This window comes from Fontimonas sp. FW305-C-3 (assembly GCF_058783185.1).
Genome location: NZ_JBYSYK010000003.1, coordinates 618,711 through 631,608, shown reverse-complemented (window position 1 = coordinate 631,608; position 12,898 = coordinate 618,711). Strand labels below are relative to the sequence as shown.

General features: G+C 65.0%; 11 protein-coding genes. 9 read left to right on the top strand and 2 right to left on the bottom strand.

The annotated features are described in order from the left end of the window. Nucleotides 1-22 precede the first annotated feature (22 nt). Both rnhA and dnaQ read left to right on the top strand, forming a co-directional pair. A complete protein-coding gene (gene rnhA, locus AC3WUF_RS14370) occupies nucleotides 23-469 on the top strand; it encodes a ribonuclease HI (protein WP_492426723.1) in 447 nt (148 codons plus the stop codon). A 3-nt stretch (nucleotides 470-472) separates the two neighbouring features. Next, nucleotides 473-1,183, top strand: a complete 711-nt coding sequence (gene dnaQ / locus AC3WUF_RS14365; RefSeq protein ID WP_492426721.1) for a DNA polymerase III subunit epsilon — start codon at nucleotides 473-475, stop codon at nucleotides 1,181-1,183. 97 nt (nucleotides 1,184-1,280) lie between these two features. Here dnaQ and AC3WUF_RS14360 read toward each other — a convergent pair whose 3' ends face one another. Continuing rightward, the gene (locus tag AC3WUF_RS14360; protein WP_492426719.1) at nucleotides 1,281-2,210 is read right to left on the bottom strand and encodes a metalloregulator ArsR/SmtB family transcription factor; all 930 of its coding nucleotides are present in this window, start codon (nucleotides 2,208-2,210) and stop codon (nucleotides 1,281-1,283) included. Between the two features lie 124 nt (nucleotides 2,211-2,334). After that, nucleotides 2,335-3,057: a hypothetical protein gene (locus AC3WUF_RS14355; RefSeq protein WP_492426717.1), complete on the bottom strand. Its 723-nt coding sequence runs from the start codon at nucleotides 3,055-3,057 to the stop codon at nucleotides 2,335-2,337. Nucleotides 3,058-3,616: 559 nt separating this feature from the next. Here AC3WUF_RS14355 and fadB point away from each other — a divergent pair. From fadB to AC3WUF_RS14320, 7 genes are all read left to right on the top strand, one after another. After that, on the top strand, nucleotides 3,617-5,767 hold the full coding sequence (gene fadB / locus AC3WUF_RS14350) for a fatty acid oxidation complex subunit alpha FadB (protein ID WP_492426715.1): 2,151 nt from the start codon (nucleotides 3,617-3,619) through the stop codon (nucleotides 5,765-5,767). 31 nt (nucleotides 5,768-5,798) lie between these two features. Then, entirely contained in the window at nucleotides 5,799-6,959 is a 1,161-nt protein-coding gene (fadA, locus tag AC3WUF_RS14345) for an acetyl-CoA C-acyltransferase FadA (protein WP_492426713.1), read from the top strand. Nucleotides 6,960-7,127: 168 nt separating this feature from the next. Beyond that, on the top strand, nucleotides 7,128-7,694 hold the full coding sequence (locus AC3WUF_RS14340; RefSeq protein ID WP_492426712.1) for a paraquat-inducible protein A: 567 nt from the start codon (nucleotides 7,128-7,130) through the stop codon (nucleotides 7,692-7,694). After that, nucleotides 7,691-8,341: a paraquat-inducible protein A gene (locus AC3WUF_RS14335; protein ID WP_492426710.1), complete on the top strand. Its 651-nt coding sequence runs from the start codon at nucleotides 7,691-7,693 to the stop codon at nucleotides 8,339-8,341. The genes AC3WUF_RS14340 and AC3WUF_RS14335 overlap by 4 nt, the downstream gene beginning before the upstream one ends. After that, nucleotides 8,338-10,053, top strand: a complete 1,716-nt coding sequence (locus AC3WUF_RS14330; protein ID WP_492426708.1) for a PqiB family protein — start codon at nucleotides 8,338-8,340, stop codon at nucleotides 10,051-10,053. The genes AC3WUF_RS14335 and AC3WUF_RS14330 overlap by 4 nt, the downstream gene beginning before the upstream one ends. Beyond that, nucleotides 10,050-10,679, top strand: a complete 630-nt coding sequence (locus AC3WUF_RS14325; RefSeq protein WP_492426706.1) for a PqiC family protein — start codon at nucleotides 10,050-10,052, stop codon at nucleotides 10,677-10,679. Before AC3WUF_RS14330 ends, AC3WUF_RS14325 begins: the two co-directional genes overlap by 4 nt. A gap of 199 nt (nucleotides 10,680-10,878) precedes the next feature. Further along, nucleotides 10,879-12,864: a DEAD/DEAH box helicase gene (locus AC3WUF_RS14320; protein WP_492426704.1), complete on the top strand. Its 1,986-nt coding sequence runs from the start codon at nucleotides 10,879-10,881 to the stop codon at nucleotides 12,862-12,864. The last annotated feature ends 34 nt before the right edge of the window (nucleotides 12,865-12,898 follow it).

Below are 12,898 nucleotides of genomic sequence, written 5' to 3'. Positions count from 1 at the left end.
CCTTGAGTCGATCCGCGCCGTTGTGAAACAAGTGATTGTCTATACCGACGGTGCCTGCAAGGGCAATCCGGGCCCTGGCGGCTGGGGCGTATTGCTGGAGTTCAACGGACAGCAGAAGCGCCTGCACGGCGGTGAGCTGGAAACGACCAACAACCGCATGGAGCTGACTGCGGCGATCAGCGCGCTCAACGCGCTCAAGGAAACCTGCGCCGTCACCCTCTATACGGACTCCTCGTATGTGATGCAGGGCCTGACGACCTGGCTGCCGAACTGGAAGGCGCGCGGCTGGCGCACCGCGAGCAAGCAGCCGGTGAAGAACCAGGATCTGTGGCAGCTGCTCGACGCTGCGGCCGGACGGCATCAGGTCGACTGGAAATGGGTCAAGGGCCATAGCGGTGATCCGGGCAACGAAGAAGCGGATCGGCTGGCCAACGAAGGCGTGCTTGCGGCGCTGGCAAAGGGAAAGTAATCGATGCGGCAGATTGTGCTGGATACCGAAACCACCGGCCTCGAAGTCGATCTGGGCCATCGCGTCATCGAGATCGGCTGCGTCGAGATGATCAACCGCCGGCCCACCGGCAACAATTTCCACGAGTACGTTCATCCGGAAGACAAGGACATCGATCCCGGCGCGGCCGAAGTTCATGGCATCACGCTGAGCTTCCTCGCCGACAAGCCGAAATTCCGCGAGCTTGCCCCCAAGCTGTGGAACTACCTGAGCGGCGCCGAACTGGTCATCCACAACGCCAGCTTCGACGTCGGCTTCCTCGATCGCGAATTCGCCCGCTGCGGACTTGACCAGAAGCTGAGCGCGATCTGCACGATCACCGATACGGTCGCGCTCGCACGCCGCCTGCATCCGGGCCAGCGCGTCAATCTGAACGCCTTGTGCAAGCGCTACGAGATCGACACCTCGCATCGCGAACTGCATGGCGCCCTGCTCGACGCGCAGCTGCTGGCCGATGTCTATCTGGCGATGACGGGCGGCCAGAGCCGTCTGGTGCTCGACGACCCGGGTCAGGCGGCAGTGAGCCGTTCGCGCTTCGTCGATCTGCTTGGCGCGGGCCAGGGCGTCTTGCCGGTGATCTCCGCCAGCGATGAAGAGCTGGAAGCGCATCGCGCGCGGTTGAAGAAGATCGCCGCGAAGGGCAAGTGCCTGTGGCCGGAAGATCTGCCGGGCTGATGTAGTCGTTGAGTCGCGTAGCCCGGGTGAAACCCGGGGTTCGGCGCAATAGGGGGCGGAGTCCCGGGTTTCACCCGGGCTACTGCTGGCTTCGGGCTCAACTGGCCTGAGCCAGCGCCGTGATCACCTCGAAATACGGCGGTCGCGTTTCGCGCGAGCTGATGCGGCAATACTCGACGCTGAGCTTGCAGCCGGCGAGCAGCTTGCGCAGCGCGTCGGGCGCGATGCCGAGGTTCAGGTGATCGAACGAGCGCATGGTCTGCTCGTGAGGATGCTCGGCCAGCGCGGCGACGATCAGGCGGCCGCCCGGCCTGAGCAGGCGCCGCGCTTCCTGCAGCGCCTTGCGCGGTTCGCGCGTATACGACAGCGCGTGCATCAGGAAGACATGATCGTAGACGCCGCTCTGCAACGGCAGCGCATGCATGTCGGCTTCACAGAAGCTGACGTTCTTCAGGCCCGAAAGGCGTTTGCGCGCGGCGGCGATCACCGTTGCGCTGATGTCGACGGCGGTCACCGATTTCGCGCGTTCTGCAATCAATTCCGCCAGCACGCCATCGCCGCAGGCCACGTCGACGACGTCGCCCAGCTCCAGCAGGCCGATCAGCGAACGCGCGGTGGCTTCCCAGGTGCGGCCGGGCGAGTAATGCAGATCCATCCGTCCGGCGACGGATTCCGCCCAGGTCTGGCCGCTCTTGCGTTCGGCGATGACCTGTTCGGCGCTCTCGCGGTCGACGCGCAGCTGCGCATCGTCGAGCCTGGGGCGCAGCGCGGCCCACAGATTCGCGGCTTCGCTGTCGACGCCTGTCATTGAATAGAGCGCGGCATTGCCGCTGCGCTTGTCGTGCACCAGGCCGGCCCGCTTGAGACGGGCGAGGTGGGTCGAAACCCGGCTCTGTGTCAGCGAGGTGACCTGGGTCAGTTCCGCGACGCTGAGCTCGTAATGCTCGAGCAGCAGCAGCAGGCGCACGCGGCTGGCATCCGCCAGCACGGTGCAGATTTCAGTGCTCTGATCGAGCGACAGGCTCATGCGGATAGGCGGATGAAGGGTCTGTGCGCATTGTGCCCAGCGGCGCGGCAAACAAAAAGCCCGCCTTTCGGCGGGCAGGGAGTTAAATATTGCGCGCCCTGGCAGGCCGCGCAGGGGTCTGGTTCTAGTTGTTCGATGAGTCGTCCGGCGAACCGTTCGACGTACTGTTGAAATCGGTCGGGGCTTCCGCCGGCAGTTCGCCGGGTGCCAGACCGAGTTCGGCAGCTTCCTTCTTGCCAGCCGAGGTCGCGAGGAAAGCGCGCGACAGCGGAGACGGCGTGATGGCGACTGCAGCAGCGGCCGCGGCGGCCGAAACCTGCTGTTCCATCTTGAGGGCCTGTTCCTTGGCCTTGCGCTGCACCGAGCGAACCGCCTCGGCGACGCGCGCGATATCGTTCTTGACCGCAGCCTTGGCCTTGTCGAGGTCCTGCTTGGCGTTTTCCTTGACCTTGGTCGCGGTGGTTTGCGCCTTGGTCGTGACCTTGCTGACTTCCGAGCGGGCGTCTGCCTTGACCTTGGAGGCGGCGGACTTCGCCGAATCGGCGGCCTTCTTGACGCTGGCCTTGGCCGACTTCACCGCATCCTTGGCCTTGGTTTTCAGCTTCGAAGGCGCTTTGGCCTTCGGCGCGGGCTTGGCGACCGGCTTCTTCGCCGCCGCCTTCTTCGCAGCGGGCTTGGCAGCTTTCTTGGCCGGAGCCTTCTTGGCGGGAGCCTTCTTTGCGACCGCTTTCTTGGCAACGGGCTTCTTGGCAGCCGCCTTCTTGGCGACCGGCTTCTTCGTGGCGACCTTCTTCCCCGCAGCTTTCTTGGCAGGCTTTGTGCTGCCTTTTTTCGCAGACTTCTTCATGTGCGCGACGAGCTCCTTGCGTGAATGAATAAAAGGGAAATCCCGAATTCGGTAGCGGCGGAGGCCAGGGCGTCCACCGGGCTGCCCGGCTTTCGGGTTATTTCGGAGCGTCGGCCTCGGGGGCTGCCGAGCAGGGGAGCAAGAATGGCAAGGTAGCGACAGGCGGCAGGAAACCAAGGGCCGGAACCGGCCCGACGGGTACGTTGCGCGGACTGCAGTGGATTGGCAGCCATCCGTGATCCCTTGACTTTTTCCCCAAAAAGTAGTCGGGAGTGTAGGTGGGGACGGCAAAGCTGTCAAAAAAATGACCAGATTGGCCGGTCCCGGCGCGGCTTCTCGTGTTTCCGGGAGGAGGCAAAAGCCTGCGCTGCGGCGGCTTGAGACGGCGCCGTCTTGCGCAGAGGGCGCTGTTTGCGGCGCTGCAGCACGCAAGGCTATGATTGCCGCCCTTTTTCTCCGCACTGTGCAGGCCAAGCGGTCGGGTGCGTGACGCCTAAACGGCAGCGCCTGAGCGGTTGGTTTGATCCAGCCACATTCTCATCCACAAGGTGACACTCCCATGTATCAAGGGCAGTCCATTCGAGTGAGCATGCTCGACGGCGGCATCGCCGAGCTGTGTTTCGACCGTCAGAACGACGCCATCAACAAGTTCGATGCACGCACCGTGCAGGAACTCAAGGAAGCCGGCGAAGCGCTGGCCAAGGCCAGCGGCGTCAAGGGCCTGATCGTCACCAGCGCCAAGGACGTCTTCATCGTCGGCGCCGACATCACCGAGTTCGGCAAGAACTTCCAGGCGCCGGAAGCCGAGATCGCGGCCTGGGCCTTCGAAGCCAACAAGGCTTTCAACGGCATCGAAGACCTGCCGTTCCCGACCGTGACCGCCATCAACGGCATTGCGCTCGGCGGCGGGTTCGAAATGGCGATGTCGACCGACTATCGCGTCATCGCGACAGCGGCACAGGTCGGTTTCCCGGAAGTGAAGCTCGGCCTGTATCCGGGCTTCGGCGGCACGGTGCGCTTCTCGCGCCTGACCGGCGCCGACAATGCGATCGAATGGATTGCCGGTGGCGGCCAGTTCAAGGCCGACGCGGCGCTGAAGATCCATGCCGTTGACGCCGTGGTCGTGCCGGATCAGCTCAAGGCGGCGGCGATCAACCTCGTCAAGCAGGCGCTCGAAGGCAAGTACGACTGGAAGGCGCGCCGTGCGCAGAAGACCGGCCCGCTCAAGCTCGACGCGATCGAATCGATGATGGTGTTCGGCACCGCGATTCCGTTCGTCCAGGGCCAGGCCGGCAAGAACTATCCGGCGCCGGTCGAAGCGGTCAAGGCGATCCAGAAGGGTGCGTCGAAGTCGCGCGATGAAGCACTGAAGATCGAAGGTGCCGGCTTTGCCAAGGTCGCCAAGACCTCGGTGGCCGATGCGCTGATCGGCATCTTCCTCAACGACCAGTTCCTCAAGAAGAAGGCCAAGGGCTACATCAAGGCCGGCAAGAAGATCGACCAGGCGGCCGTGCTCGGCGCCGGCATCATGGGTGGCGGCATCGCTTACCAGAGCGCGTCGAAGGGCACGCCGATCATCATGAAGGACATCGCCGACAAGGCGCTGGACCTGGGCATGAATGAGGCGAACAAGCTGCTGTCGAAGATGGTCGGCAAGAAGCTGACGCCGGAAGCCGCCGGCAAGACGCTGGCGATGATTCGCCCGACGCTGAACTACGGCGACTTCAAGAACGTCGATGTCATCGTCGAAGCCGTCGTCGAGAATCCGAAGATCAAGAAGGCGGTGCTCGCCGAAGTCGAGGGCCTGAGCAAGGACGGCGTGATCATCGCGTCGAACACCTCGTCGATCTCGATCGACGATCTGGCGACCGCGGTCAAGAAGCCGGAAAACTTCCTCGGCATGCACTTCTTCAATCCGGTGCATCGCATGCCGCTGGTCGAAGTGATCTACGGCGAGAAGACCTCGAAGGAAGCGATCGCGACGATCGCCGCCTACGCCGCTTCGATGGGCAAGACGCCGATCGTCGTCAAGAACTGCCCGGGCTTCCTGGTCAACCGCATCCTGTTCCCTTACTTCGGCGGCTGGTCGATGCTGCTGCGCGACGGCGGCGACTACCAGCAGATCGACAAGGTGATGGAGACCTTCGGCTGGCCGATGGGTCCGGCCTATCTGCAGGACGTCGTCGGCATCGACACCTCGCACCACGTCGGTGACGTGCTTGCGGAAGGTTATCCGGACCGCATGTCGAACAAGGAATTCAAGTCCTCGCTCGACGTGATGTACGAAGCCAAGCGTTATGGCCAGAAGAACGGCATCGGCTACTACAAGTACGAGACCGATCCGAAGGGCAAGCCGAAGAAGGTCATCGATCCGCAGACCGCCGAGCTGATCGGCTCGGTGCAGCCGAACGGCAAGAAGGAGTTCTCCGAAGAGGAGATCGTCGACCGCTTGATGCTGCCGATGATCATCGAGACGGTGCGCTGCCTCGACGAAGGCATCGTCGAATCCGCGGCCGAGGCCGACATGGGCCTGGTCTACGGCGTCGGTTTCCCGCCGTTCCGCGGCGGGGCGCTGAAGTACGCCGATACGATCGGCATGAAGACCATCCTCGAGAAGTGCGCCAAGTACGCGCAGCTCGGCAAGCTCTATGAGCCGACCGAGTCGATGAAGAAGATGGCGGCCGACGGCTCGCTGTACTTCCCGAAGTAATGGCCGCTCTCAAGAATTCCGGAGATTTGAAATGACTGAAGTTGTCATTGTTGATGCGGTCCGCACCCCGATGGGCCGCTCCAAGGGCGGCGCTTTCCGCAATGTCCGCGCCGAAGACCTGTCGGCCGAACTGATCAAGGCCATCATGACGCGCAACGCCGCGCTCAAGCCGGCCGATATCGAGGACGTGGTCTGGGGCTGCGTGCAGCAGACCCTGGAGCAGGGCTTCAACATCGCGCGTAACGTGTCGCTCAAGGCCGGCCTGCCGAACACGGTGCCGGGTCAGACCGTCAACCGCCTGTGCGGCTCGTCGATGAGCGCGATCCACATCGCGATGGCCTCGATCAAGGCTGGCATCGGTGATGTCTACCTATGCGGTGGTGTCGAACACATGGGCCACATCGCGATGACCCACGGCTTCGACGGCGATCCGGGACTGTCGGTGACTCAGGCCAAGGCCGCGGCGATGATGGGCCTGACCGCCGAAATGCTGACGCAGACCCATCAGGTGTCGCGCGAGAAGCAGGACGAGTTTGCGCTGGCTTCGCACCAGAAGGCCTACAAGGCCTGGAAGGACGGCAAGTTCAAGAACGAGATGGTCGGCATCCAGGGCCATGACGCCAACGGTGCGCCGATCTTCGTCGACTTCGACGAAGTCGTGCGTCCGGACGCCAACCTCGCGGATTTGGCCAAGCTCAAGCCGGCCTTCAATCCGAAGGGCAGCGTCACCGCCGGCAACAGCTCGGCGATCTCGGACGGTGCGTCCTGCACGCTGCTAATGTCGGCCGAGAAGGCCAAGGCGCTCGGCTTCAAGCCGATGGCGCGCATCGTCAGCGTCGCCGCTGCCGGCTGCAATCCGTCGATCATGGGCATCGGCCCGGTGCCGGCGACGCAGAAGGCGCTCAAGCGCGCCGGTCTGTCGATCGACAACATTGACTACTTCGAGCTGAACGAAGCCTTTGCCGCGCAGTCGCTGGCGGTCATGAAGGATCTCAAGCTGCTCGAGCGCATGGACCGCGTCAACATCAAGGGCGGCGCGATCTCGCTCGGCCACCCGCTGGGTTGCTCGGGTGCCCGCATCACCGGTGCGCTGGCGCACGTTCTGCAGGAGCAGAACGCGCAGTTCGGCGTTGCGACGATGTGTATTGGCATGGGCCAGGGCGTGGCGACGGTGCTGGAGCGCCTCAACTGATCGCCTGATCGTTGCCGATGGTTGTTGTGCACAAGAAGGCCGGGCAATGCCCGGCCTTCTTCGTTGGTGAGGCCGCCGAGTTCCCGGCTAAACTCTGTCGGGATTCAATCGCTCCCCCCAATCGAAGAAATGCATAGCCCGCTTTCAATCTGTGAAGACTGCGACGCCGTGTACGAACGGCGGTCGCTGGCCACGGGCGAAGTCGCGCGCTGCGCGCGCTGCGGCTGCGAGCTGTACCGCGGGCGCCGGGTCAATCTCGATCTGATGCTGGCGGTGACGGTGGCCAGCCTGATTCTGTTCGTGCTGATCAATGTCCTGCCGATCGTGTTCGTCAAACTCGGCAAGGCCGTCGCCAGCCCGACGGTCTGGGACGCCATCCTGCAGAGTTACGACGCCGGTATCGGCCTGGTCGCCGTGGCAGTGGCGGTCTGCCTGCTGGGCCTGCCGCTGGTTCAGCTGCTGCTGTATCTCTACATCGTCGTGCCGCTGCGCGCCGGCCGGGTGCCGCGGCATTTCGCGATCGCGATGCGTGCGCTGCGCCATGCGCGGCCCTGGAGCATGGTCGAAGTCTTCCTGGTCGGTGTGCTCGTCACCTCGGTCAAGCTGGCGAAGGACTTCGATCTGACAGTAGGAGCGGGGCTGTACTGCGTCGCGGGCCTGACCATCACGCTGACGGTGCTGCTGACGTTCAGCCTGCATGAGATCTGGGAATGTGCCGAGGAATGCGACGCATGAACGCGCCGACCGCACGCAGCCTGGGGATTGTCGCCTGCGCGAGCTGCGGCGCCGTGCATCGGCTGCCGTCTGCGCAGCGCGTGCGCCTGCGCTGCCAGCGTTGCCAGGCGCGGGTTGCATCGCGCAAGCCGAACAGCCTGGCGCGCAGCTGGGCGTTCCTGATCGCCGCGGCCATCTTGTATCTGCCGGCGAACCTGCTGCCGATGATGCGCACCGAAACCTTGCTGCGCGACCGCTCGGACACGATTCTCAGCGGCATCGTGACGCTGTGGACTGCGGGGACGCCGGAGATTGCGGTGATCGTCTTCATCGCCAGTATCCTGGTGCCGATCCTGAAGATTCTGGTGCTGGCCGTACTGCTGCTGTCTGCGCAGCGCGGATCCAGCTGGAGCCGCATGCAACGCACGCAGTTGTATCGGGCGATCGAATTCATCGGCTATTGGTCGATGCTCGACGTATTCGTCGTCGCCCTGCTGGTGGCGGCGCTGCCATTCGGCAACCTGGCGTCGATTCATCCGGGTAGCGGCATCGTTGCGTTCGCCGTCGTCGTCGTGCTGACGATGCTGGCGTCCAAGAGTTTCGATCCGCGCCTGATGTGGGATGATCCGGATCAGAACGAAGACAAGCAGAAGGGGAGTACGCAGTGAGCACGCCGAGCACGCCCGATCCATCCTTGCCGCCGGGCTGGAATCCGGATCGCCTGCCGTCACCGCAGCTCGGCGCACCCGGGCGCTGGAAGCCGGCGCTGGTGTGGATGGTGCCACTCGTCGCGGCGCTGGTTGCGATTGCGCTGGCGGTGCGCTCGCTGCTCAACGCCGGCGTCGACATCGAAATCAGCTTCAAGTCCGCCAGCGGTCTTGAGGCCGGCATCACCGAGGTGCGCTACAAGGATGTGCTGGTCGGCAAGGTCAAAGGCATTTCGCTCAGCGAAGACCTGCAGTCGGCCGTCGTGCGCGTCGAGCTTGATCGCAGTGCCGAAGGTCTGGCGGTCGACGACACGCGGTTCTGGATCGTGCGGCCGCGCGTGGACACCGGCGGCGTGTCGGGTCTCGATACGCTGTTGTCCGGCGCCTACCTGAGCATGGATGCCGGCGAATCCGAAGTCGAACGACGTCAGTTCGTAGGCCTCGACGCGCCGCCGGCGGTGACGCGCGACAGCAAGGGCACCAGCTTCGTGCTGAACAGCACCAATCTGGGTTCTCTGGGGCAGGGTTCGCCGATCTACTTCCGGCGCATTGCGGTCGGCCGCGTCGGTGCCTACGAGCTGGATACCAAGGGCCACACGGTGACGATCCAGATTTTCGTCGACGCGCCCTACGACAAGTTCGTGACCGACAAGTCGCATTTCTGGAACGCCAGCGGCGTCGATCTGTCGATCGGCGCGAGCGGCCTGCAGCTCAATACCGAATCTCTGGCCAGTGTTGTCGCCGGCGGCATTGCGTTTGCCACCGACGAAGGCGGCACGCCGGCGCCGCCCGGTACGCGCTACTGGCTGCACAAGGACCGCAAGGACGCGCTGGAGCGGCCGTCCGGTCCGCCGCTGCGCATCGCGATGCGCTTCTCGGAATCGCTGCGTGGGCTGACGGAGGGCGCACCCATCGATTTCCGCGGCGTCGAACTGGGCCAGGTCGACATGCTGGAGCTCGAGTACGACGCCGAGGGCAAGCGCTTCGTCGGCAATGTGTTCGCGACGATCTATCCACGCCGCCTCGGGCGCGGCTACGAGACGCTGGCGGCGTCTTCGGCCAATGCCAAGCTCAGCGATCGCGAGCTGTTGTCCGGTCTGGTCAGCTCGGGCCTGCGCGCGCAGCTGCGCAGCGGCAATCTGCTGACCGGCCAGCTGTACGTCGCACTCGACATGGTCGCCAAACCGAGCAAGAAGAGCCTGGCGCCGATGGCGGACGAGCAGATGCTCGGCATTCCGACCGAGCCGGGCAGCCTTGCCCAGCTGCAGACGCAGATTGCGAGCATCGTCGAGGAAATCAGCAACGTGCCGTTCGGCGATATCGGCAGCAACCTGCGCGACACGCTCGCGAGCACCGATGCGCTCATCAAGCGTCTCGACGGCGAGCTGACGCCGGAAGCGACCAAGACGCTGTCCGCGGCGCGACGCGCGATCGACGCGGCCAACAGCGGCCTGCTCGCCGGCGATGCGGGCCTGCAGCAGGATCTGCGGCAGACCCTAGGCGAACTCGAACAGGCCGGGCGTTCGTTGCGCGCGCTTGCCGACTATCTGCAGCGGCACCCGGAATCACTGATCCGCGGCCGGCGTGCCGGCGACGATGACATCATCGTGCCGGCCGCGACACCGCCACCCGCAGCCGATCCATCCGCGCCCAATCCGGAGAAGGCCCCGTGATCCGCCACCGTGTTTCGCGTCTGACCCTGTTGCTTGCCGCCGCTTTGGCCGGCGCCTGCGCCAGCGCTCCGCCGACGGTCTATTACACCTTGCAGGCGGCGCAGCCGCGGTCGGTGTCGGGCGCTGGCGATTTCGCGATCGAGGTCATGCCGGTTAGCGTGCCGTCGCAGGTCGACGTACCGCAGCTGGTGGTTCGCCGCGGGCCGGGGGAGCTGGCGCTGCTCGAGTCGCGCCAATGGGCCGCGCCGCTGCATCGTGAAATCCGTACCGCGCTGTCCGAACAGCTCAGCGCCACGCTGGGCGTCGCCGACGTCTATCGCCTCACCGCCGCCGACGGGCTGCCGGTGCTGAAGGTCAAGGTCAACGTCAGCCGTTTCGAGGCTTGGCCCGGGCAGCAGACGGTCGTCGGTGCGACCTGGAGCATCAGCCAGGGAGCCAGCGATACCGCACCCTCCCGTACCCTGACCTGCACAACGCAGATCAGCCAGCCGGTCGGCTCGGATTACGACGCGCTGGTCGCCGGCTATCAGCGGGCGGTGCAGGCGCTGGGCGCGGAAATCGCCGCCGGCGTGCGCGATTTGCGCAAATCCGGGGTCGGCAGCTGCGCCGGTGCGGTCATCGGATAATTTTTATTGCGCTGCAGCATTGCGTAGCGGGCCGAGGCTAAAAAGGCTCTGAAAACAGGCTGTTTTTGACGGTTGCGACATGCAAGCTGGCGCCGAATTCGTCAGACTGTGGGCTTGAGCGCCCTCAGTGCACACTGCGCCAGGGGCGAAATAGCCCCTGTTTGCGATGGTCATTTAGTGACCATCCTGGATGATATCCATGTCTAGTTCTGTGCCCGATTCCGCCCCCGACTTTGCTTCGCTGGGGTTGCCGGAAACCCTGCTTGCCGCCATTTCCAGCCTCGGTTACGAGGCGCCTTCGCCGATCCAGGCCGCCACCATTCCACCGCTGCTCGAAGGCCGCGATGTACTCGGCCAGGCGCAGACCGGTACCGGCAAGACCGCCGCGTTCGCATTGCCGATCCTCGCGAAGCTCGATCTGCGGCAGTCCGCACCGCAGGCGCTGGTGCTGGCACCCACGCGCGAACTCGCGCTGCAGGTAGCCGAGGCCTTCCAGCGGTACGCGTCGAGCATGCCCGGCTTCCACGTGCTGCCGATCTACGGCGGCCAGAGCTACGATCCGCAGCTCAAGGCGCTGCGCCGCGGCGTGCACATCGTCGTCGGCACGCCAGGCCGCGTTGTCGACCACATCAAGCGCGGCACGCTGCGCCTCGACGGCTTGCGCCATCTGGTGCTCGACGAGGCCGACGAGATGCTGCGCATGGGATTCATCGACGATATCGAATGGATCCTCAGTCAGACGCCGCCGCAGCGCCAGATCGCGCTGTTCTCGGCGACGATGCCGGCGGTGATCCGCAAGATCGCGCAGACCCATTTGAACAATCCGGCCGAGATCACGATCAAGGCCAAGACAACGACGGCGGCCAACATCCGCCAGCGCTACTGGCTTGTCAGCGGCACCAACAAGCTCGACGCGCTGACGCGCATCCTCGAAGCCGAGCCTTTCGAGGCGATGATCATCTTCGCGCGCACCAAGCTCGCGACCGAGGATCTGGCGACCAAGCTGCAGGCGCGCGGCCTGGACGCCGCAGCGCTCAACGGCGACGTCCAGCAGGCGCAGCGCGAGCGCATCGTCGCGCGCCTGCGCGACGGTACGGTGAATATCCTGGTCGCGACCGACGTCGCCGCACGCGGTCTCGACGTCGAGCGCGTCAGCCACGTCGTCAACTACGACGTGCCGACCGATACCGAGTCTTACGTGCATCGCATCGGCCGCACCGGCCGCGCCGGGCGCAGCGGCGAGGCGATCCTGTTCATCGCGCCGCGCGAACGTCATCTGCTGCGCGCGATCGAGCGCGCAACGCGTCAGCCGATCGAATCGATGCCGCTGCCGAGTGCGGATCTGGTCAACGCCCAGCGCATCGCGCGCTTCAAGGAGCGCATCACGCAGACCTTGCAGGACAACGCCAACCGTTCGGCGCTGCTGCAGTTCCAGGGCGTACTCGGCCAGCTGGCGCAGGAAAACACGACGTCGATCCTCGACATTGCCGCCGCACTGGCCTGCATGCAGCGCGGCGGCGAGCCGCTGCTGCTCGAAGAGGGCGGGCGTCCGTCCAGCGCTTCCTTCGAGCCGCGCGAGTTCCGTGAGCCCCGCGAGTCGCGGCCGAGTCGCGAGTCATATGCCGACGAGCGTCCGCAGCGCAGTGCGCGGCCGCAGCGCGAGAGCTTCAGCGAAGAGCGTCCGCAGGAGCGCCCGCCGGCGCGTTCGCGGCCGCCGCTGCGTTCCGAGTCCGAGCATGTCGCCAGCGAAGCGCCGCGTCCGCGCGCGAAATCGGACGATGCCGACAAGGAAACCTACCGCGTCGAGGTCGGCAACCAGCATGGCGTCAAGCCGGGCAACCTGGTCGGTGCGATCGCCAACGAGGCGGGCATCGACAGCCAGTACATCGGCCGCATCGAGATCTTCGACGACTACAGTCACATCGATCTGCCTCAGGGCATGCCCAAGGCGATCTTCAAGGACCTGCAGAAGGTCTGGGTCTCGGGCAAGCAGCTGCGCATCAGCCGCGTTGGCGAGGCGGCAGCCAGCGAAGCGCCGGCAAGGCGTCCGGCGCCGCGACCGTTCACGCCGGGCAGCAAGCCGCCGCACAAGCCGGGCGGCAAGTCTTTCTCGAAGCCGATGGGCGTCGGTGCGGGTAAGCCGCCATCCAGCGAACGGCCGCGAAAATCCAAGCCGGTGCGCTGAGGCCAACGCGGCAAGGGTACGGCGAGGGCATGAA

What these genes read in the sequence shown, in the direction of transcription:
- dnaQ (WP_492426721.1), top strand. Translation starts at nt 473, where the DNA reads ATGCGGCAGATTGTGCTGGATACCGAAACCACCGGCCTCGAAGTCGAT.
- AC3WUF_RS14360 (WP_492426719.1), bottom strand. Translation starts at nt 2,210, where the DNA reads ATGAGCCTGTCGCTCGATCAGAGCACTGAAATCTGCACCGTGCTGGCG.
- AC3WUF_RS14355 (WP_492426717.1), bottom strand. Translation starts at nt 3,057, where the DNA reads ATGAAGAAGTCTGCGAAAAAAGGCAGCACAAAGCCTGCCAAGAAAGCT.
- fadB (WP_492426715.1), top strand. Translation starts at nt 3,617, where the DNA reads ATGTATCAAGGGCAGTCCATTCGAGTGAGCATGCTCGACGGCGGCATC.
- fadA (WP_492426713.1), top strand. Translation starts at nt 5,799, where the DNA reads ATGACTGAAGTTGTCATTGTTGATGCGGTCCGCACCCCGATGGGCCGC.
- AC3WUF_RS14335 (WP_492426710.1), top strand. Translation starts at nt 7,691, where the DNA reads ATGAACGCGCCGACCGCACGCAGCCTGGGGATTGTCGCCTGCGCGAGC.
- AC3WUF_RS14320 (WP_492426704.1), top strand. Translation starts at nt 10,879, where the DNA reads ATGTCTAGTTCTGTGCCCGATTCCGCCCCCGACTTTGCTTCGCTGGGG.